This window comes from Providencia sp. Me31A (assembly GCF_050487165.1).
Classification (GTDB): domain Bacteria; phylum Pseudomonadota; class Gammaproteobacteria; order Enterobacterales; family Enterobacteriaceae; genus Providencia.
Map to the genome: position 1 here is coordinate 39074 of NZ_JBKQGZ010000018.1, position 20798 is coordinate 59871.

General features: G+C 41.6%; 30 protein-coding genes. 29 read left to right on the forward strand and 1 reads right to left on the reverse strand.

Features of this window, described 5'->3' with window-relative positions; translation table 11 throughout:
• Window positions 1–14: 14 nt before the first annotated feature.
• The 9 genes from ACLPIE_RS15350 to ACLPIE_RS15390 all read left to right on the forward strand — a co-directional run bounded on the left by ACLPIE_RS15350 (window position 15) and on the right by ACLPIE_RS15390 (window position 5836).
• Window positions 15–614: a plasmid SOS inhibition protein A gene (locus tag ACLPIE_RS15350; RefSeq protein ID WP_249890916.1), complete on the forward strand. Its 600-nt coding sequence runs from the start codon at window positions 15–17 to the stop codon at window positions 612–614.
• 136 nt (window positions 615–750) lie between these two features.
• Window positions 751–1017 carry a hypothetical protein gene (locus ACLPIE_RS15355; protein WP_249890917.1) on the forward strand — a complete coding sequence of 89 codons (267 nt, stop codon included), beginning with the start codon at window positions 751–753 and terminating at the stop codon, window positions 1015–1017.
• 11 nt (window positions 1018–1028) lie between these two features.
• Window positions 1029–1415 (forward strand): hypothetical protein, encoded by a 387-nt coding sequence (locus ACLPIE_RS15360; RefSeq protein WP_249890918.1) that lies wholly within the window; start codon window positions 1029–1031, stop codon window positions 1413–1415.
• 663 nt (window positions 1416–2078) lie between these two features.
• Complete coding sequence (locus tag ACLPIE_RS15365; RefSeq protein WP_249890919.1) at window positions 2079–2330, forward strand: hypothetical protein; 252 nt, start codon at window positions 2079–2081, stop codon at window positions 2328–2330.
• A gap of 95 nt (window positions 2331–2425) precedes the next feature.
• Window positions 2426–2764 (forward strand): hypothetical protein, encoded by a 339-nt coding sequence (locus ACLPIE_RS15370; protein ID WP_249890920.1) that lies wholly within the window; start codon window positions 2426–2428, stop codon window positions 2762–2764.
• Window positions 2765–2853: 89 nt separating this feature from the next.
• Window positions 2854–3096 (forward strand): hypothetical protein, encoded by a 243-nt coding sequence (locus ACLPIE_RS15375; RefSeq protein ID WP_249890921.1) that lies wholly within the window; start codon window positions 2854–2856, stop codon window positions 3094–3096.
• A 51-nt stretch (window positions 3097–3147) separates the two neighbouring features.
• Window positions 3148–3957, forward strand: coding sequence for an N-6 DNA methylase (locus ACLPIE_RS15380; RefSeq protein ID WP_249890922.1), 810 nt, complete (start codon window positions 3148–3150; stop codon window positions 3955–3957).
• A 463-nt stretch (window positions 3958–4420) separates the two neighbouring features.
• Window positions 4421–4900, forward strand: coding sequence for an antirestriction protein (locus ACLPIE_RS15385; RefSeq protein ID WP_249890923.1), 480 nt, complete (start codon window positions 4421–4423; stop codon window positions 4898–4900).
• 66 nt (window positions 4901–4966) lie between these two features.
• Window positions 4967–5836 (forward strand): LPD29 domain-containing protein, encoded by an 870-nt coding sequence (locus tag ACLPIE_RS15390; protein WP_249890924.1) that lies wholly within the window; start codon window positions 4967–4969, stop codon window positions 5834–5836.
• A 108-nt stretch (window positions 5837–5944) separates the two neighbouring features.
• Here the strand turns inward: ACLPIE_RS15390 and ACLPIE_RS15395 are convergent, their stop codons facing one another.
• Window positions 5945–6391 (reverse strand): transglycosylase SLT domain-containing protein, encoded by a 447-nt coding sequence (locus tag ACLPIE_RS15395; RefSeq protein WP_249890925.1) that lies wholly within the window; start codon window positions 6389–6391, stop codon window positions 5945–5947.
• Window positions 6392–6849: 458 nt separating this feature from the next.
• Here ACLPIE_RS15395 and ACLPIE_RS15400 point away from each other — a divergent pair, with 458 nt between their 5' ends.
• The 20 genes from ACLPIE_RS15400 to traU all read left to right on the forward strand — a co-directional run bounded on the left by ACLPIE_RS15400 (window position 6850) and on the right by traU (window position 20790).
• Window positions 6850–7245, forward strand: coding sequence for a relaxosome protein TraM (locus ACLPIE_RS15400; RefSeq protein WP_335674317.1), 396 nt, complete (start codon window positions 6850–6852; stop codon window positions 7243–7245).
• Between the two features lie 8 nt (window positions 7246–7253).
• Entirely contained in the window at window positions 7254–7574 is a 321-nt protein-coding gene (locus ACLPIE_RS15405; RefSeq protein WP_335674318.1) for a hypothetical protein, read from the forward strand.
• A 136-nt stretch (window positions 7575–7710) separates the two neighbouring features.
• Window positions 7711–8430, forward strand: coding sequence for a helix-turn-helix transcriptional regulator (locus ACLPIE_RS15410; RefSeq protein WP_283126735.1), 720 nt, complete (start codon window positions 7711–7713; stop codon window positions 8428–8430).
• A gap of 40 nt (window positions 8431–8470) precedes the next feature.
• Window positions 8471–8662, forward strand: a complete 192-nt coding sequence (locus ACLPIE_RS15415) for a TraY domain-containing protein (RefSeq protein WP_036965549.1) — start codon at window positions 8471–8473, stop codon at window positions 8660–8662.
• Window positions 8663–8935: 273 nt separating this feature from the next.
• On the forward strand, window positions 8936–9304 hold the full coding sequence (locus ACLPIE_RS15420; protein WP_283126736.1) for a type IV conjugative transfer system pilin TraA: 369 nt from the start codon (window positions 8936–8938) through the stop codon (window positions 9302–9304).
• An 18-nt stretch (window positions 9305–9322) separates the two neighbouring features.
• Window positions 9323–9628 carry a type IV conjugative transfer system protein TraL gene (traL, locus tag ACLPIE_RS15425; RefSeq protein ID WP_210847205.1) on the forward strand — a complete coding sequence of 102 codons (306 nt, stop codon included), beginning with the start codon at window positions 9323–9325 and terminating at the stop codon, window positions 9626–9628.
• A gap of 13 nt (window positions 9629–9641) precedes the next feature.
• Window positions 9642–10211: a type IV conjugative transfer system protein TraE gene (traE, locus tag ACLPIE_RS15430; RefSeq protein WP_038601410.1), complete on the forward strand. Its 570-nt coding sequence runs from the start codon at window positions 9642–9644 to the stop codon at window positions 10209–10211.
• The gene (locus ACLPIE_RS15435) at window positions 10195–10968 is read left to right on the forward strand and encodes a TraK domain-containing protein (protein ID WP_267751279.1); all 774 of its coding nucleotides are present in this window, start codon (window positions 10195–10197) and stop codon (window positions 10966–10968) included. The genes traE and ACLPIE_RS15435 overlap by 17 nt, the downstream gene beginning before the upstream one ends.
• On the forward strand, window positions 10955–12316 hold the full coding sequence (locus tag ACLPIE_RS15440) for a TrbI/VirB10 family protein (protein ID WP_283126737.1): 1362 nt from the start codon (window positions 10955–10957) through the stop codon (window positions 12314–12316). Before ACLPIE_RS15435 ends, ACLPIE_RS15440 begins: the two co-directional genes overlap by 14 nt.
• 58 nt (window positions 12317–12374) lie before the next feature.
• Complete coding sequence (locus ACLPIE_RS15445) at window positions 12375–12569, forward strand: hypothetical protein (protein WP_430262625.1); 195 nt, start codon at window positions 12375–12377, stop codon at window positions 12567–12569.
• Between the two features lie 6 nt (window positions 12570–12575).
• Window positions 12576–13067, forward strand: coding sequence for a transcription/translation regulatory transformer protein RfaH (gene rfaH, locus ACLPIE_RS15450; protein WP_152716364.1), 492 nt, complete (start codon window positions 12576–12578; stop codon window positions 13065–13067).
• A 19-nt stretch (window positions 13068–13086) separates the two neighbouring features.
• On the forward strand, window positions 13087–13431 hold the full coding sequence (locus tag ACLPIE_RS15455) for a hypothetical protein (RefSeq protein WP_283126738.1): 345 nt from the start codon (window positions 13087–13089) through the stop codon (window positions 13429–13431).
• Window positions 13421–13879, forward strand: coding sequence for a hypothetical protein (locus ACLPIE_RS15460; RefSeq protein ID WP_283126739.1), 459 nt, complete (start codon window positions 13421–13423; stop codon window positions 13877–13879). The genes ACLPIE_RS15455 and ACLPIE_RS15460 overlap by 11 nt, the downstream gene beginning before the upstream one ends.
• 18 nt (window positions 13880–13897) lie before the next feature.
• Window positions 13898–14455: a hypothetical protein gene (locus ACLPIE_RS15465; protein ID WP_283126740.1), complete on the forward strand. Its 558-nt coding sequence runs from the start codon at window positions 13898–13900 to the stop codon at window positions 14453–14455.
• A gap of 57 nt (window positions 14456–14512) precedes the next feature.
• Entirely contained in the window at window positions 14513–14791 is a 279-nt protein-coding gene (locus ACLPIE_RS15470; protein ID WP_283126741.1) for a hypothetical protein, read from the forward strand.
• 687 nt (window positions 14792–15478) lie between these two features.
• Window positions 15479–16042: a type IV conjugative transfer system lipoprotein TraV gene (gene traV / locus ACLPIE_RS15475; RefSeq protein ID WP_283126742.1), complete on the forward strand. Its 564-nt coding sequence runs from the start codon at window positions 15479–15481 to the stop codon at window positions 16040–16042.
• A gap of 1 nt (window position 16043) precedes the next feature.
• Window positions 16044–18755: a type IV secretion system protein TraC gene (gene traC, locus ACLPIE_RS15480; protein ID WP_430262627.1), complete on the forward strand. Its 2712-nt coding sequence runs from the start codon at window positions 16044–16046 to the stop codon at window positions 18753–18755.
• Window positions 18731–19156: a type-F conjugative transfer system protein TrbI gene (trbI, locus tag ACLPIE_RS15485; protein ID WP_283126744.1), complete on the forward strand. Its 426-nt coding sequence runs from the start codon at window positions 18731–18733 to the stop codon at window positions 19154–19156. Before traC ends, trbI begins: the two co-directional genes overlap by 25 nt.
• 18 nt (window positions 19157–19174) lie before the next feature.
• Entirely contained in the window at window positions 19175–19798 is a 624-nt protein-coding gene (traW, locus tag ACLPIE_RS15490; RefSeq protein WP_335674328.1) for a type-F conjugative transfer system protein TraW, read from the forward strand.
• Window positions 19795–20790: a conjugal transfer pilus assembly protein TraU gene (gene traU / locus ACLPIE_RS15495; RefSeq protein WP_283126745.1), complete on the forward strand. Its 996-nt coding sequence runs from the start codon at window positions 19795–19797 to the stop codon at window positions 20788–20790. Before traW ends, traU begins: the two co-directional genes overlap by 4 nt.
• Window positions 20791–20798: the final 8 nt, after the last annotated feature.

Genomic DNA, 20798 nt, shown 5'->3' on the forward strand with positions numbered 1-20798 from the left:
CAGTGTGAATAATCATGACAACGATTCCAAACCATTTAGCCCTTGTGCCGTTTAATGACCGTCAATATGCCGCAGCAAAAGCCATCCTTTTTGTCGAAGATAAAATGCAAAAAGGGCAATACCAAAAAAGCTATCCCTATGCGAGTGCGTTAATTCGATTTTTTACAGGGAATAAAGGGGCAATAACCGCAAAAGATTTGCACTCTACGTTGGTGTTATCTTTTGATGATAAACGTGAAATGCCGTCAAAAAATCGCTATCTTTCGGCTCTAGATACGTTTATTCAGTCCCGTGGTTATATTTGTCCATTGCCGTTATGCGATCATCATGTGCGTGATTTTTTTCCTGAGCTGGATTACCGCGACCGTGAACGGCAGGGGCGAAAAATTCATTCTCAAGTACAGGTAGTGAGCCGTGCCCGACAAAAAGCCCAAATTAAAGCGCAGCAACAGTATCAAAATCGATTAGCCCAAGCCGAAATTGAGTTAGCCTTTATTACCCCCAGTGAGTTTAAATCGTGGTACAACCGGTTTAATCATGATGGGATTGAAGAGTATGATTTGATTGAATTGCTTGTAAACTGGACGACGCGATTTAACAATTTAAACTTGTGAAAATACCTTGATTTTGCCCCGTTGTGGTCGGCTCTCTTGGATTTCAATGAGGATATCGATACCCGATCATACGGTGAGCAATTACTGGATAATTATACCATTCCTAATAAATTAATCGGTAAAAAGGGCGTTGACCATGAATGAATGGAATGTGGTTTTACTCGAAACTGAAGACAGTTTGGTGCTAATGATGCGCGGTGAGCACACAAAAGAAACGGTCATTAACTCAGCAATTGCCGCGAATGAAATTTCACAGAGTGATCGAGAAACGTGGTTAGCCTGTGAAGATATCAATGTGGGTTATTACAAGGCAGTGCCTAGAGAAGGGCATGTGACCTATTATTACCCCTCGAGTCAGGACGTTAAAGGCGCATTTTTGGCAACCAGTCTTGTGCTATTTTAAGGATGAGATAAGTGAAAAATATCGAAAATGATGTTACTGAAATCACCGAACAGCAGCGGTTTGAGTTTGCCTATCAGGATTTATGCAAAATAAAACACGGCGTAAGAACACGCTATTTCGCTGAAAAAATGGGACTTTTCGTTTGGTTTTTGACGTTAACTGTCGGGTCTGTATGGCTGATCTTGGCGAATTTACCGATTGTGGGCTTAGTTGTTCCCGTAGTACTGGTCTATTGGTGCTTGAGTATCACTCTTTTCATTAAATTAAAGTTATTTCTCATTTTAAATAGTGAATGGAAACTTAATGCATTTATTACATCAATATACCCCAATGAATGTCGAATTATACCGCGCATTGCAAGAAAATGTTCGGTATACACCCGAACATTTTCTTGTTGAGCTTAAGATCTGGTTAGCAAAAGAAAGTCAGTATTTCGGTGTAAAACCAGTCTATACGGTTAAAAAGAGATTGAGTTTTACTGAGCGAGTGATTAAGTAAGTTACAGCTTTAATTTTAATAACAATGAGTTAAGAAATTTTTATCATAAACATAAAATAACCCCTTATGGGTTCCTACGGCAGCTCGACGTTATCGAGCTGTCGCCTACACTCCAACTCCATTCGTTTTAGGAATGGGTTTCCGCAGAGCCGCAAGCGTCTCTGTCCTTCGGATAGCAAGCGAAACCTAACTGCACGGCATTTCGTGCTTCGCACGGCCGTTAAAGACGCCACGCGTTGCGTGTCGGCCGATTGCCTCCTCACCCGACGGTTATTTTCTTACTATCAGCCCATTCGCTAGGGCTTAAACATAGCCTCAACTCGTCATCCAGCAAGCGTAAAGTGCACTCCAGCAAAATTCTTGTCGCTGCGCTTTCCAACAATTTTGCTTCCGCCCTTGCTTCCTTCCTCGTCTCAGCTATGCACGCCCTTGCCGCGACTGAACTGACAGTAAGATGAATTAACACTTTCAAAGAGAACTACGAGGCCATCGGTGAACGTCAACACCGCCACGCCAAAACCTCCAGAAAGATGAGTTAAAAGCCAAAAACAAGGAGTATCAACATGAATTATCAAATTTTTATTGCGGAAACCCATAAGAAAAATGTGACAGGGCAAACGGATGACGTTTATCACTTCAATTCCATTGCGGAATTCTTCACTTTTCTGAAAAAAACGAAATTCGCGGAAAAAATGAACATGAATTACCAATATGCCTTAACCGATGGAACAAAAAACACCGATTTAACTTACTGCGAAATTGAAAACGCCAACCACCTTAAACCGTTTAAAAAACAGGTTCGCCAATACCGTTAAAGCGACCTATTGAATAGCGCGAAATCGTAACGCGCTATTCAATATCGAGCCAGTTCGATATTGACCCACCACTAAATCATAAAAGGAGAAAGAGTATGTATCACGCATTAGAGCAGTACGAAACAGACAGTTACTCAGAAACCCAAAGCGCGGAATTGATGTATTGGATAGGACGTGAACAAGCGGCTAAAACTGCCCCGACAGAGATTACCTTAATGCAATTTATGGATGCGTTATCCGTTATGCCCCCGCTGGATTGGCAAGGCAATAACAATACGGAGTCCTTTAAATTGCAAGAGATGGTTTTAGGGAACGTGACTGACATTTTTGTCAAAGAGGACGAACGTTATTTTACGTTTCGGGATGTATTAACGTTATCCCATGCGCAAATTATTTCGCGTGTGCGTTGTGCTGGATTGCTGGCACAACAATGAAAAAAGCAGGCTTGCGCCTGCTTAATCCGTGCCTTGAATGACTTTAGCGAGGAACTCAAGGCATCAACTCACTCAAAGGAGTAGCTCCTATGAACTCAACAATCATGGCATACGCTGCCAACCCTGTAAAGCCCCAAATGCCCGCCCTGTCAAAACGTCGGGTCGTGCGTCACGATATGACAATAAGTGAAATTGAGCCGTGTTATCGGTCAATGGCGCGGCATATCGACAAACAACTTAAACGAAAACAGCCCGTTCGCATCCCTGCAATGAATAACCAGTGTTTGGGGCAACTTTTGCGTTGTTTAGAACTGCGTAAATCGTGGATTTAAGTTAAATCACTGCCCCTGTTTTTGTTTCAGGGGCAGTTCTGGAGCGTCGATATGTCACAATTGAGTTTTTTTGATGTGGATTTAAGCCAACCCGCGAAAGGAGCCAGCCCTATTATCTCAGGTTTGCCCAGTAAGATAGACACAAAGACAGACAAAATAGTCGAGAAAGCAAACCTAACCACGGTTAACGCCAAATCAAAGCGCGATTTTCACAAGGAATTTATTCAATTATTTAATCAAACGGCACGTTATCACAGTCGCTTAGACGTATTTCGAGATTTTATTCATGTTGCCGCGATTTCATTAGAAAACAGCGTAAAACAGTGTCCTGAGTTGGAACAAACTTACTTTAACGTGATTGCGCGTTATGAAAGAGCCGATTTAGATGTATTCGCCAAATTAATGGCAATTTGTGTTAATGCCTTAGACAGTCAAGCGACTGATTTTTTAGGGGAACTCTTTATGTCATTAGAACTTGGCGAAGGGGCATGGGGGCAGTTTTTCACCCCATTTCATATCAGCCAGCTAATGGCAAATTTTATCATTGGTGATTGCAGCAAGATAATTGAAAAAAATGGCTATATCAGTGTGTGCGAGCCTACGTGCGGGGCGGGCGGAATGGTGATTGCCTGTGCAAATTCTGTTTTACAACAAGGCTATAACTCACAAACGCAAATGATTGCGGTGTGTACGGATATTGATGAAGTTGCCGCCCGAATGTGTTACGTCCAACTGGCATTATTGGGGATACCTGCGATTGTGAATATCGGCAACAGCTTGACCTTGGAAGTTCGCCAAACACTGTATACCCCGATGTTAATGTTAAACTCATTCCGCTTTAAATCCTTTCTTACAGCCTAATTCACGTTATTTTCAAGGGGATTTATTCCCCTATTTGCGCATCGGCTTAATCCTGGCATCGAGCCAGGCTCAATCCGACAAAGACAACCCCTGCGCCTTTTAACGCTGACGCGTGGCGCAAAGGACAGGGGTGCAAGCTCCCTAAGGGAGCCGCCCCTGATAAACCGCTTAACGTTGTTAAGCTCAAAGGACGCCTTGCGGTTCGATTCTCTCGCCGCAAGTCGGGTTGCGTCATTTTCAGCCACTGTGTTGTTAATCTTTCGCCAAGCCCCTCCGCTCGGGCTTAAACATAGACTCAATTCGTCATCCAGCAAGCGTAAAGTGCACTCCAGCAAAATTCTTGTCGCTGCGCTTTCCAACAATTTTGCCTCCGCCCTTGCTTCCTTCCTCATTTCGTCTATGTACGCCCTTTGCAGCGAAGGAACTCAACGAAAGAAATCATTAACCCAAAGGAGACACTAAAATGACTCAACAACAAAGCCTTGCAGCTCAAGAATCTAACGAAAGAAATGGAAAAGACGAAACTGTAATCACTGCTATTGAGGTGAAGAACGAGCGAGCCCGTTTAAAATTTTTACCTTCAAAATTAGGGCGGTATTGCATTGCATTTGAAAATGCAATCTATAACTGGATGACTCGGAATGCTGTAGCCTATAACGGCGGGTATTGGGATTTTTATACGTTGTCGAATAACGGTTTTTATTTGCAACCGACAAAAGGCTATATGCTCACCTCACCAAACGGCTTTATGGACGATGTTAGCGCCCAAGAAGCGGGGATCATTGTGACCTTAATGATGTTAAGTCATTTCTCATTCGTCACTGATGAAAAAGGGCACACAGAAGAATGTGAGCGTATTTCTGCTTATTTTCATCAACTACGGGATTTTATTTTCACATTACCCCCTGAATCACAAACAAAGATATTGAATGCCATTGATTAATTAAATCCTGCGCAAGTCTCGGGCTTGCGCTTAATCAAACTTCATTAATTAAAGAGAGAAAAAATTATGGAACAGCAAACATTATTATCGGTTGGTCAGGTTGTTTATACAAATTTATATAATCATGGCTTGGGAGTGATCACTCAAATCCATGGAGAACAAAAACCAGATACAGTGACGAATCTATGTAATGTCATTGTAAGTGGAGGCAACGCAGAATTTGATATTGTATTTTACAATGGTGATAAATCAAATCGCTTACCAGAATCTGTTTTAAGAGGGGGGATTCAGTGGGAAGTTAAAAATGAAATTGTTGATAATGAAACAATTGAATCATTAATTAAACAATCAGAAGAATTCGAACAAACGGAAAAATCTGAGGAAGAAAAAAAACAAATCGAATTTAATCAAGGTGTCGAATTTCAAAAAAATAATAATCAATATTCACACTTAACCCAGATAACCGCTAATTCAGACAATAAAGTAAAAATAGTGGGTAAAAATATTCGTGCAGAGTTAAAAAAACATTTTCCAAAAACTAAATTTTCAGTTCGTAAACAATATTACAGTTCTTATTATGTATCATGGACAGATGGCCCGACAGTGGATGAAGTCGACTCGATTGTCAAAAAATATAAAACGTCACGCTTCGATTGCTATACTGATTACTCTTACAATGAAAGCTCACCATTTAATATGGTTTATGGTGGTGCTGATTATGTTTTTACAAATCGTCATTACAGTGATGAAATAATCGCGTTGGCAATCAAATCACTTATTGATAAATATGGCGAGTCTTATGAGTTTGATACGACGTTAATGACCGTTGAAAATTATCATCAAGGTAAGTTATACAAAATTGGACGAGAACAAATTATTGGAAATGATGGGATAGGTGGGGAAATTGGTCGAGAATTAAGAAAAACCAGTTATTAAAGAAAACGCGCCATAAAGGCGCGTTTCTCGTTTTAATACTAAGCCACATGCATTACTTAATATTAAACGTGATTATAGCGTTAAAAATAGAAAGTAAAAGGAGTAAGTTTAGTTATTTTTTTTAATGTTAAGATAAATGTGATAGACCTCAAGCGCATATTGATTTCTTTTTTGTTCTTGAGCCTCGGATTTTTTCAACCCTGCATTATAAGCCCCTACGCCTTTCCAGATATCCCCTTGTATACGAATAAATTTAGCGAGATAAAACGCGCCCGTATAAATATTCATACACGGATCTAACCTTAATTGATTTTCGGTAATGCCATGCTGTGCTAATTCGTTAAAGTTTTGCGAATGAATTTGCATTAAGCCAATAGCGTATCGCGTCGGTGAAGCTTGGTTAATCGCATTTGGTTGGAATGAGCTTTCACGAAAGGCAACTGCGCGTAATAAATCAGGGTCAATTTGATAATCATTTCCTGCTTTATCATAGCAATCAAACGAAAATGAAAAAGGCGAAAAAAATAACGCAATGAGAATACAGATCATTCGCATATAAAACCCCATTTAATAATAAGTTCTCTTAGCTCAGAATCGCCCATTTTAATAAAAAAATAAAGCACTATTTAAATGCAAGCCAAAAGAAAGGAGGAGCAATAAATATGCTCCTCTGAAAGAAAGAACTCACACCCCACGCAAAATTTCATTTTGCTAGAATTTATCATTAAATCAGGGCGTTAATTAAAAATAAATAGGTGAAAATTTTAAAAATCTTTATGTTAAGTGCTAAAAGAGTGCTGAGATGTGGCTAAGTTAGTGCTGTTTTGTGGCTATCTTGTGGCTAATTAAGTTAAAACAATAAGTTGAAAATTGCAGTGCTCTATTAGTGCCTAGATGTTAGCACTAATGGAGTGCTTAAAAAAGTTAAGATTAGCACTTCTAAAGCACTAAGAATATGATACTATCGATTTTAATAGGCACTCAATTAGCACTCAAATAAATAGGTTAAATAAATGGCAAGACAAAACGTATATATGTCACAAAAAGTTTATGATGCAATTAGAACGATTGTTGATGAACGACGGGCTGATGGGGCAAGTCATGCAGATGCAAATATGTCGAGCGTCTGCTCAGAAATGCTGGATATTGGCGTTCGTGTCACGATGAATTTAAAAAAGAAAGCGAATGAAACAGATGATGACGGAATGACATGGGAGGATCTCTATAAAAAACAAATGTTAGAAGATTCAACTAAAACACGTCAATGTATTCAAATGATTTTTCAGATGCTATTTAATATTAACGAAATAAAAGAAGATAGCCGCTATGATTTTAGAGAAGGAATTACAGAGATGAAAAAAGAAACTGAAAAGCTGGTTGAACAATTTTTTAATATTAATGACAGGTGATATTATCTATGAAAATTTTTACATCAAACCCAATAGTGCATGACTCTTTGATTAACAGTAATATTTACTCATCGTGTTATATCCATAATGCTAATATAACAAAAAATCTAGGTATGGTAAAAGTCGTTATATCTGAAATATGGGGTAAGTTCAAAGATGAAGATGAAGTGGCAAAGGTAGAGCTAATTAATCTAACTAAAGATAAAGGTGGAAATGCAATAATTAATTTCAAATATGAAACTGGGTCCTTTCAAAGGACAGGAAGTGGTAGCGTCTCAAGTTATATAATCGCATATGGGGATGCTGTTTTTATTGAATATAATGATTGATTTAATCTGTAAATATAGGTATATTTACTTTAGGTAATATTGATTGCTTAATTAAAATTTAAGAGTCGCCCAATAAAGGAGTTCTGACCTCCCTTATTGAGCTAAACACATAACCCCCAATGTAGGAGACGGTTATATGTCTATTCATGATCCTATTGATCTTAATGATAGATCTCAAGTGTTTTTTACGCCAATAATGGCGAATTATCATATTTTTTCAATTAAAAAGTGTTGTGGTTCTAATTTATGTGACAACGATGATTGTTTTTTAGTCGATTCATTCGAAAATTTTGTTCTCCCACCTATAAACACTTCAGAAAAACATAGAATACATCAGATTGTCTACATACAGTTCTTAAAAAGAAAGGATTCTAATAATTATTATCCTTTTACTGTTATTGTAAATCCAAATTATTTTGAAAATAATATTTCTTATATTGACTTCACTTATATATCTCTGAGTCAGCTATCAATTGAGTTTTTTATTCTTCCGCAAGATTGCTTTAATTATTTTGATCGCAACGAATCAAAACTAAGTTTAAATTTGAGTATAAATTATTTGTCAAATGAGAAACCATCAATTTTATTTTCGGAAAAGGAATGGATCGTAGGTTGGTTATTAATCTTCAATTTTACAGCTAAACAAATATCAAATTTAAGTGGTATTTCAATTTCGTATGTAGAAAAACTAACTAAAAATGTTTTAGAAAAAACATCTACACATAATAGAAATCTATATTCTAAAGTAGCAAAGTTACTTGGTTGGGAGAATTTCATACCTGCATACTTCATCAAGCATACTCTTATTAAATTCAGGACTGTATATAAAACCAGTCCGAGCAATGGACTTACCTAACTTATTTTACTTTAGTAGACTCCAGTTAAAAGGAGTCAAAATGAAAGAAAAAGAATATAAATCGGTCACAATAAGTGTACCGATTAGTGCTGAAACAAATCGTTTATTAACAGAATCCGCCAAACGAGCACGACGCTCTAAAAAAGTCGAAGCCGTTTTACGATTATCTGATCATCTACGACTTGTTGAACATATTGAAGGGAATTACCAAGAGTTGTTAATTAAATATTAATTTACTCTATTACTGGGTTTATTCCATTTTGGTTTTTATTTTTGTTGATTACACACAGCAACGGGATCGCTTTGCCTAAAAAAAGGTAATGCACACCTGGGGCGGTAGCTTTACCCAGAGCCAGGGAAAATTATCGCGTTTTATTTCTTTATTAAGTTAAGTGTTATTTGTTTTAAGACTTTTCTGGATAAGGGAATAAAGCGAGCTAATTAGCTCAGTCGTTTAGGTACTTATATATTTTACTTCATAGGGCATTTAATAAGAGGATATATTATGAGTCAAATTGCTATTGATTCACCGGTAACAAAAAGAAAAGGGTTATTTGCATGTGCTTGGAATTCACTGAATTCTAAAGTGGCTAAATCGCTGTATAAATATGTTGCTTCACCATTACTCTTATGGATGGCAGCACGTGGTTTTGCTCAAGCAGCCGATTTAGCCGCAGCAGGGGCAGCGGATGCAGGCGATACCTTCGGTGAAGGGTCATCCGTGATGTATTACATCATGATCGGTGAGGCGGTGTTGGTGTTCTTAGCGTTTATGCGCGCACAAAACCCGGCATTACTCCTTCTCATTCCTGTCTTTATTGTGGGAACTAAAATCGTCTTTGGTTTAATTGAAGCACCATCAACAGGCGGTTAATGGATAAGGAGTTGGATGATGGAAAACGAACGTGCCCAGCGATTCATTTTCCCTCAGACATTAACCGAGCAAGGCGGTATTCTTCCATTACCTAATGATGAAACCGCCGTTCTACTAGGCCCCATGTCATGGGGCTTTTATGACGGACATTACATGACTGGCCTTGTGGTTGGTACGTTGCTCTGGTATGCCCTGAGGTACTTCAAGAAAGGGCGGGGAAGTCAGTGGTTACTCAATGCCTGTTATTGGTACTTACCCGCCTACTGCTTCAAAAGTATTTATAAAACTCTCCCTGACTCTGCGTTCAGACTTTATTTAAAATAGGAAGGAGGCTGCCATGAAACTGAGCGCAGCTAAATCCGCCACGAAATACACCTCGTTACTGTTTATTACACTGACCTTTATGTTAGGACTCAGTTTGACTGGTAATATTTTCGCGTGGCTGAGATTAGATGATTTACTCAATAGCCGACAAGAAACGTATATCCCGATGTTTTTTGATACCCCATTTACCTTAACGCGCTCCCATGCGGATGCGAACTACCTTGAGTCCGTCGCGCAGTCGTTACTTTTTCTACGCTATAACATCAGTCCCGAATCGGTCAAAGCAAACCATCAATCCTTATTACGGTATGTGGCCAAAGAGGCGCGTCCAGAAATGCAAGATGTGTTGGCGGTCGAAGCCAAAGAAATCATCAATAACAACGTCACCTCGGCATTTTATATGACCAAAATGGAAGTCTATCCCGCAGACGGCATTATTGATATTCAAGGTGACCTGAAAACGTGGATAGGTAAGCGTGAATCGTTACCTGAACATAAAAAATTGCGGCTGCATATGAAGTATGCCAATGGAATTAGTGAAGTGATCAGCTTTGAGGACATTATTGATGAAGAAAAAAAGTAATCCGATAAAGCTTCTCTGTTTAGCGCTCGCATTTTGTGGTTTTGTCTCGACAGTACGTGCTGAGCCAATGGCGCAGTTGCCAACCCAAATTCCGGTATCTCCGGACTCACAAGTGAAAGTGGGGCTGAGTAACAGTGAACCGAATATGTTGGTTGTGCCAGGTGACAGAATTGTGGCCATCGACAGTGCTCAAGGCATGTTTATCAATGGCAATCAAAAAGGGGCAACGGGTGTTGCGAATGGAGGCGTGGTATTGATGACCGCACAAACCAAACCCTTTACCTTTTACGTCAGAACAGCAGGGGGCTTAACGGTATCTGTTGTGGCTGTTCCGCAAAAGCGTGATGGTCGCGTGTTGCAGTTTATTTCCAATCAACCGGCACAAAGTGCCGTCGCTAAACGTTGGGAGCGCGCTTTACCGTATCCACGTGTCTTAGTTGAAATTCACAAAGCGTTACTGAACCAACAAACACCAAATGGGTTTATTCCCGCACCCGTGACGGCTTTACCGTCATTCGCATTACCGTCAGCCTATCGTGTGACGGCAAACAAAATGTGGAATGGTGGAGAGTTGCGGGTCTACCAACTGGATGTGATGAACACCAGTGCCGTCTCACAACCGCTAAGTGAGCGATTATTCAATCAACACGCGGTGCGCTCTGTCGTTATTTATCCGTATAGCGATACCGTGTTGGCAGGTGCCACGGCAACGGTCTGGTTAACCGTCAGTAATGAGGTTGAAAATGGTAAATATTAATGTTCGCGCAAAGCGAAAACAAACGGCGTTGTTTGTGTTATTGGCCTTGGGATTAACGGGGCTTGGCACAGCAGCTTGGTACATGAGTTTACCCGCGAAGCCAAAAGCGGCCACAAAGCAATCACGACCCGCTCCCAACATGACAGGCGTAGTGACATCCTCATTTGATAAGAATGTGGGAAAATCAGCGATGGCAGATTTGCAATCCACGGCGTCTCAAATGGATAAGCAAATGAAGCAAGTGAACGCGCGTATTGCGAAGCTGGAACAAGAAAATCGTGCGTATCGCGATAAAATTGCTGAGCAGGATAAAGAATTAGCTACCTTAGGTGAAGAACTCACGAAAATGGGAAACGATTTCATACACGGTGATAGCAATAACGGTTTGCCTCAACCACAGCAACTGCCCGTAGGAACACTACCCACACCGAATGCACAAGCTAGTCAGCCAATCATTCCGCCGCCAACGGCATTTTATCAAGGGGGACAATATCCTGTCGGGCAACCGCAAATCAATGTGAATCCCGTACTAAAACAAGGTTTATCCTCGATGACGATTGAGTATGAGGATGAACAGGAAAACACCGATTTACCGGATTTGCCCTACATCCCGTCAGGCAGTTTTGCTAAAGCGATGGTGATTGAAGGGGCTGATGCCAATGCTTCAGTGACGGGAAACAGTAATCCCTCTCCGATGCAATTTCGGTTAACAGGCAAGCTGATTATGCCGAATAATGAAGAATATGATTTAAGTGGTTGTGCCGTTACCGCTGGGGTGTATGGCGATATTTCCAGTGAACGCGGATTAGTGCGTACCGACCGACTGTCTTGCAAACTGTTTGATCATACCATTGATATGCCCTTTAAAGGCCACGTCTCTTTTATGGGGAAAAATGGTATTAAAGGTGAACCGGTCATCCGAAATGGTGAGTTAGTCGGCTATGCCTTTGGCGGTGGATTTCTTGAAGCGGTCGGTTCTGGTTTTTCAAAAGTGGGTGATAAAACAGTGGGGATTGGAGCCAGCAGTACAACCACGATGGCGGATGTGGCGCGCGGTGGTGTTGGCGGTGGGGTGCAGCAATCCGGAAAAATGTTATCGGAATATTTCATTAAACGCGCTGAGCAATACCATCCAGTTATCCCAATCGGTGCGGGCATTGAAATTACTGTGGTTTTCCAAGAAGGTTTTCAGCTGAAGTTTATTGAACAAATGAAGAAAGCCAAATCGCAAAAGCAAGAGAGTCAGTCGCTGGAAAACTCCATTAACCAAGGTATCACCGTTTCAAAACAAGCATTAGAGCGGATTTCTTTAGGGGATGCCGTCCCCGTTGAGAATAGCCCGCAGTAATAGACGTCCTTTCATTATTTATTCTTAATTTTCATTGTCATCATTCAGGTACAGCCCAATGCAAAACCGAATTCGTCAGCTAAAAAAGCGGATGCGTTTGAGTACGTTACTTATGACGCTCATTACGATTTCTCCGGCCGCGTTATTTGTTTCCCATCATGTGAGTTGGGACTCGGTCATCTTTTTAGCCATTTATATCGGGTTAAGTGTTTGGGTTGTACAAATCCTGAGTGCTGACCATCAACTAAAGTGAGTCATCATGGAAAAGTGGTATTTATTATATTGTAAACGTGACCAGGTTTTACGTGCGATTGAGCACCTTGAGCGTCAAGGGGTAACTGTGCATAACCCGACCTACAAAACGGAAAAAATGGTGAGAAACCGACGCAAGAAAGTGATGGAGCCGTTATTTCCCAATTATTTATTTGTGAAGTTTGATTATGAAGTTATCCACTTTTCAACAATTGGTTCAACACGCGGAGTGAACTACTTTGTGCGCTTTGGCCAGAACCCTGTGGTAGTGCCGAATGAAGTGATTGCGACACTGGTTGTACCTGACTTCGTGAAAGAAATGAGTGATAACCTGCCGCAAAAAGGGGATGAAGTTGTCATTACGGACGGTATTTTTGCGGGTATTCAAGCAATTTATAACGAACCCGATGGTGAAGCACGTTCGGTGTTGCTCCTTAAAATCCTCAATAGAGACGTTCCCAAAGTTGTCGATAATCGTAGCTTTGAAACCATCAAATAACCTGGAGTGGAGGATCTCAATGTCAATACTGACCTCGGTTGTTATTATGTTTATCATGCTTGCTTTGACACTTTCCCTTATAGGTGCATTTATCGATAGAGCGTTTGATAAGGCGGCGGTGCTAACCGTCATTATTCTCTGTATTGCTGGATTGTGTTACTCAACTTACTTTGATAAAGCTGAAGATGTGAGTAAAGGAAAGTATTACGCAACGCAATGTCAGCTGATTGAAACCAATATTAATAATGGGCTATTTCAGCCAAACACCAATAAGCTCAAGTGTGGTGATGTGATTGAAAATGTGTCAGTGGATGAATATCAAGAGGCGATCAAGGCTTATAAGGAAAGTCAACGTGAAAAATAAAAAATTATTTAATTATATTATGATGGTAAACAATATTCCTGATCACGTGTTTAATCAAAGGCAAGCTAGAACACTTATTTTGACCTATCTATTTATCGTTGTTGTTATGATTTATATTTTAAATTGGATAGGCTCTCTGTTAATTAATGATTTAAACCTACCAATCTATGTTTCCGGGATTTTGCTTGCGTTTGTTATCACTGCCATTATGTGCGTTAAGTTTAATTTGGCAAGCAAGTTTCCGATTAAACATGAACGTTTAGATAAACTCCTCAGCCAATATAAGCCAAATAACCCTGAAGCATACGACCATTTAAAGAAAGAAACAGCTGAAAATCCGGATAACTTCCCTGTTTATTTGAAGGAGTGGATTGCGGTAGAAAAAGAAACGTATGACGAATACAAAGCTAAACCCAAGCACTACCAATTTACGGACAGTAAAAAATAGGACATGCAAGGAGATATCATGAAACGAACGTATTTACCGACAGATGGCGTTTCGTTAGCAAGTATCGTGGCTAATGGGACACACAATAATGACTGGAATGGTGCGGGTGTCGGTGTCGGAAGCGGCGGTCTAGTTGTTGGCGGTGCGGCGGGACAATCAGTATCACGGTCTGAACTAGCCAGAAACTTAGATGTACTGGAAAAGGCACCAAAGCTTAGGCCTGCTGACTATAATGTATTGGCAATTCCCATGTTTTTTATCATGTTGCTATTTATGGTTATGCCCGTAATAAATATAGAAAAATACCAAATGATTATCAGTATTACACTGATTGTTCTTGGTATAGCTTGCACTGCGGTGTATGGCATTTACTTTTCGGGGGCGAGAAATAAAGAAATAAAAGAAGAAAATGCCAGTTTGAAGTGTGAGTATGAATTGAAAAAAACTATTTATTATCGATTGCGCTTTGTTGAGTCTGATTTTGTTGTTTTTGACCCTGTGACGGGATATTGGGCTTATGCGGAAAAAGCAAAACTAATTTCATTAATCAAAAAAATTAAAGCTAAAAATCAATAAGTAAAAACGAACATAATATAAATTGTGTTTTAAAATTAAATAAAAGGTAAGGTTAACATGGAAATAAAATTATGGTGGTTGCCTTTATATATGGTGATTTTTTTAGTTATTCTTTTTTCTTGGTTAATTTACTCGGGGAAACGTGAGGATATTGAAAAACACATTCCAAATGGTGAGCGGTATTCTAAGCTTGAAATTTTCAAATCAATAGAAAGAAATGGAGAGGTTATCTATTATTTAGGTAATGAAAAAAATCAAATCGAAGTTTCTAAAGTAGATTACGATTATGCAATTAAAGTTTACCAAGAGAGTTTAAGAAATGAAAATAAAGTCTAAAGAATTGAGTTTTATTTGTTTAAGTCATTTAATGCCAAATATTAATAATACCCATAATTACTATCTTGCTTCATTCACTGTTGCTGCAAAGAGAAAAATCAATGGTGATTGATGAAATATATTATTTAATGTGGGCGGATAGGGAGATTAAGGCAGAAAGGACGTACTTTAATGCGGCGAGAGCTGCAATTGATAATTGTTCTATACGGATTAATTTAAATAAAAGCACTTAATAATTGTGCTTAATTAAATTGGAGATTACTAATGGCTCACTGTTTAGGGTGTAGAGGACCTTCTGATATCTATCATCTTTCTGATTTTGTATCAGATTACGGCGAAGTAATATTGTTCATACTTATTGTGTCAGTGCTGCTTAACTTGTGTTTTTTAATCAAATTATTATTTGAGAAAATAAAATCCAAATAGCTATTGGAAGCCTTGGTGGTGTTAAATTTCACGGGTTTAGGCTTTGGTATAAAATCATCAAGTAACGTCTTTCGTTTAAATTCAAATTCCTAGAAACTCACTTGTCTCAAAAAGTACATGATTATCCGTTAATTAACCGTATTTAATTAAATGGTTATGAATAAAAATATTTTTTTCGTCACTGAATAAGCGGCGACACAAATTCATCGTTATTTCTCCACAAAACACTTCTTTTTGTCATTCATTTATAAGGTTCATTTTATGAAAAAATTCCTAATTCTAGGCGCATTAACCTTGCTCGCCGGTTGTACAGCGGGCATGAAAGATTCCTTTGATTGTAATGCCACCGCGCAAGATAGCTGCATGACGATGGAAGAAGCCAATCAAAAGGCAGCACAGCAAAATATCACGTGGAACCATCCTGCTAATGGGGAGGACACATCCAAAAAGCGAGTTGAGTTGCCGCGGTTAGCGCCGTTGGCAACCCTGACAGTACCGGTTGTGACAACCGCATCTCCGGCTCAGTCTGTTCGTACTGTGATGCAGGATAATCGCGTTTCCTCACAAAGCGTGAGGACGTTAGGCGCATTTAAGCCCTCACCGGCATCGGTTAAAAAATCCGTGCCATCCAATGCACTTCCCCCCATTCAACACACGGCACAAACCTGGTCGAGTTGGGGAGATATTGGCATGGCACCGCCTCAACGATTACCGACCACGACGGCTCGCTTATGGATAGCCCCGTGGATAGATGAACAAGATAACCTGTATCAGCCTGCGGTTGTCTCTTTTGTGGTGAAAGATGGTCAGTGGAGAGTCCAGTAACATGAATGAAAAACCGTCCTTAATCGATAAGCTGCTTGCCCCGTTTCTCCCCAAGTCAAAAGACATTGTGTTTGATGACGAGTCAGAACCGGTATCGTTGCAAGAAGCGTTATTCAAGAACTTATTTACCGCATGGCGAGAGCCGGATGGAAATAAACGGGCGGCTGAGGCCTTGGAGAACATGGATTACCCCTCCTTTTGCAGCCTCTTACCGTATCGTAATTATGATGCAAAATCCGGTCTGTTTATCAATAAAACCACCATTGGTTTTGCGTTAGAGTGCACGCCCTTAGTGGGGGCCAATGACAAAATTGTCGATGCACTGGATTATTTTTTGCGTAATAAACTCCCACGCAAAATACCCTTAACGTTCATGTTATTGGGGAGTAAGTGTATCAGCGAGCAGCTAAGCTATGGGCTAAAAGACTTTGGGTGGCAAGGTGAAGAAGCGGAGAAGTTTAACCATATCACTCGTGCGTTTTACGAGCGCGGTGCCTTGGTGGGGTTAGATAACAAGCTCAATCTTCCGTTATCGTTACGCAATTACCGTTTGTTTGTGTGTTATGCGGAAGAGCATAAAAAAGCCGATGCCCTGACATTACAAAAAGTGAATCAAACCCTCAGTATCGTCATGGAGTCCTTGGCTGGCGCATCCCTACATTGTGAGCAAATGAACGATAAAGGATTACTTCAACTGGTACGTGAAATCAGCAACTTTCGGCATGACCAGATTGCATTGCCAAGCAGCAAAGTTGATCCGTATGAGTCACTCAATGATCAATGTGCTGACCGCTCTTTGACCCTTGAAATTCGGCCTGATGCCATTCATCAGTCGTTATCGATGGAAAAAGGGCAAAAAAGCCAAACCCGTATCATGAATTATATGTTGGAGAAAAACCCGACACAGTTTGCTTTGTGGCAAACGGGCGATAACTTGAGTAATTTGCTTGATCCTGCGTCCAGTGTGTCCTGCCCATTCGCCATTACCATGACCGTGTATGTTGAAGATTTGGTGAAAACCCAAAATGAGGCCAAGAGAAAATTTATTACCAATAACAGTCGGGCTAACTCTAAGTACATCAATTGGGTGCCTGGGGTCAAGCGTAAAGCTGATGAGTGGAAGGGGCTACAGAGTGGGCTGGATACCAATCAAATTGCCCTCGCACGTTTCAGTTACGGTATCACTTTATTTTGCGAAGACGATGATGATAAAGCGTTAAAAGCAGAAATGGCGTTGATGAATACCTACACCACCAATTATTTGAAGCTGTGTCCACCGACCTTTATGCAATTACGCAACTACTTGGCGCTGTTCCCTTTTGTGATGCAAGAAGGGTTGTGGGGTGACATGGTACGTTCTGGCGGCACGCTGAGAGCCAAAACCTTTAATGTCGCCAACTTATTGCCTGTGGTGGCTGATAATCGAATTTGTCAAAAAGGCTTACCTATCCCGTCGTATCGGCATCAACTCTCCTTTCTCGACATTTTTGAGCGGGGTTCTGGTCTCGGTAACGACAACTTTAATGCCGCCGTGTGTGGGACGTCAGGCAGTGGTAAATCGTTTCTCATGCAAGCGCTGATCCGTCAAGTGCTTGATTCAGGCGGTTGGGCGTATGTGCTGGATATGGGGGATTCCTATAAAGAACTGTGTCACAGCCTCGGGGGTGTTTATGTTGATGCCCGTGACCTTAAGTTTAATCCGTTCGCGGGGGTCGTGGACATTAAAGAGGCTGCAGAAAGTATTCGTGACCTGCTCATCGTGTTGGCGAACCCTTCGGGTGATATGGATGATGTGTCTAAATCTATCCTACTCAATGCCGTTCAAGACGTATGGGAAGGGAAAGCACCAAGCAAGCGTAAAGGCAATCAAGTCCTGATTGATGATGTTCACGATTACCTTAAAGCCGAAGTTGATATGGGCTACTTTGATCCCCAAAGTACGGTCCAAAATAAGATGCAAGAAATCATTGTGGCATTGAAAAAATACACCACCAAAGGGCTGTACGGGGCGTATTTTAACAGTGACAAGCCGGCACTGAATGAGCAAGTGCGCTTTACCGTACTTGAAATGGGTGGGCTGCAAAATAAACCCGACCTGTTAGCCGCTGTGATGTTCTCCATGATGATCTTCATCCAACAACGGATGTATTTAACGGCGCGCAGTATCAAAAAACTCGCGGTAATTGATGAAGGTTGGAAACTGCTAGATAACAAGAGCAGCTTTGTTGCCGACTTTATTGAAAGCGGTTATCGAACTGCCCGTAAATACGGCGGCTCTTACATTACCATCTCACAAGGGATTGCCGATTTCGATGGTGATGATGCCAGTACCGCCGCGAAAGCCGCGTGGAGTAACTCCTCATTCAAAATTATCTTGCGCCAAGGTACGGAAACATTCCGTAAATACAACCAGAAAAACCCCGACCAGTTCAACCCTGTTGAACGCACCATTATTGAAGGGTTCCCTGCCGCAGGGGATGCACATTTTAGTGCCTTTATGCTGCGGATAGCAGGACGCTCCTCGTTCCATCGGTTGCTGACTGACCCGATTAGCCGGGCATTGTACTCAACCGATGGGGATGACTTCCAATTTCGTGAAAACCGCATGGCGGAAGGACTGTCACAACAAGCGGCGTTATTGGCACTGGCTCAACGCAAATTCCCACAAGAAATGGAGACCTTATCCCAATGGCAGAGTCAAACACGACATTAGTCGACAAGGTAGTAAAAACGCCTGCTCAAGGCATGAGCCGTCGTCGCAAAGAGTGCTTAAAAGCCATGAGTTTTTTTATGGTCATTGCGGTGGTGCTGAGTTTCAGTATTTCGGTATTTGTGGTGCGTTGGCTTGCCCCCGTTACCGTCACTTTCGACATGACAGGCACGGTCAACCAGTATCAGCAGCAAATGGCCATGCAGTTTAACAGCGAAAACCCATTGAGCGAACAGCAAATCGCAGAAGCGACTCACCGTTTTCAAATGGCGCTCAGTGACAGTTTATCCGAGTACCAACAGTCACATCAGGCCCTGATTTTAGTCACACCTGCGGTGGTGATGGGGGCGGAAGATATCACGGTCGATATTCAAGCTGCGATTGCGGACAAAATGGCGCAATAAGGAGGGTAAATGAAGCGAATGCGGCAGTCTACAATGGCAGTATTGTTTTGTTTACCTTGTCTTGTTACCGCCAAAGATCTCGGGGTATGGGGGGATGTCTACCCCGTTCAAGAGCAAAGCCTATTGGACTTTATCCAAGGGCGGTTAAAACAAATGGAAGGGACGGGCGAAATCGCGCAGATGCAACAAGATTTTAAAGATCGCGTGATTGAAAACACCCTGCGTCCACCGCCTGTGGATTGGCTCAGTACGGATACCGAAGCACATACAGTGTGGTACGACCCGACCTTTACGGTTCAAGGGGATTATGCCGATCACAATGGCGTGGTGTTTGCCCGCCAAGGCGACAAAATAAACCCATTGAGTCACGTGGCACTGGGGCAAATCCTGTACTTTTTAGATGCGGATGATCCGCGCCAAATCGCGTGGATGAACGCACAGCAGCCCGCAACTTTGCGTTATAAAGTTATTTTAACCAACGGCAATATCAAAGAGGCCACAGAGGCACTGAATACGCGCGTGTTCTTTGACCAAGGGGGCAGTTTAAGTCGTCAGCTCGGGCTTCAGTACATTCCGGCGGTGGTGACGCAAGAGGGCGACAAACTCAAAATCGTCTCAGCGGCAATGCAGGAGGGGCGATGAGAAAATTTACCCGTTGGTTATTGAGTGCCTGTGTACTGGGGTGTGTAACAGTAGCAACGCCAGCGAAAGCCGATGTGATGTGTGAAGGGAATTTTGTTAATCCGATCACCGATATTTGTTGGGATTGCCTGTTTCCGATGACCATTGGTAATGTGCCTGTTTTCCCTGGTGTGGCACCGGATACAGAAAACCCGTCGATGCCGATACAAATTTGCCCGATGGGGATTTTATACCGCATTGGTTTAGCGATTGGTTATTGGGAGCCCTTTGCTTTGACCGATGTGACCCGTTCACCGTATTGCATGGTGAATTTAGGCGGCTTTAACATCAACGTTGGTAAGATGGGCGGGGGCAAAGGCACGCAAAATGACCCTGCAACCCAAGGGGCGTTTTACCATGTGCATTGGTACAAATACCCACTGACCTATTGGCTCAATATCATTACCTCGGCAGGCTGTTTAGAGCGTGGGGATATGGATATCGCCTATTTATCCGAGTTAGACCCACTGTGGAATGACAGCTCTTTGTCGTCGATTATTGCCCCTGAAGCTTTCGTGTTTGCCAATCCAATTGCGCAAGGAGCATGCGCCGCAGATGCGATTGCCAGTATTGGCAGCAAGCCTTTAAATGCGCTCTTTTGGTGTGCGGGTTCTCAAGGCAGTATGTATCCGTTTACGGGGTATACGGGCAATGAATTTAGTCCGCAGGCTTCCTCGGTTCTTCTTTCTGAGCGCATGGCATTTAAGTTGCATCGGCAAGGGTTGGTGATGAACAGCGTCGGGAAAAATCAGGAGGTGTGTTACACCTATCCGTCCCCGATTATCCCGAAAGACCGTTATCGCTATCAAATGGTAAACATGTACCCCGATACGGCCCAGTGTCATCCCTTTGGTCGTTCCGTGATGCGCTGGCAAACCGGGCATGCTTCACCCAACAGTCGTAAAAACTTCGGTTATCTCATCTGGCGTAAACGTAACTGCGTTTTCCTCTAATACGAGGT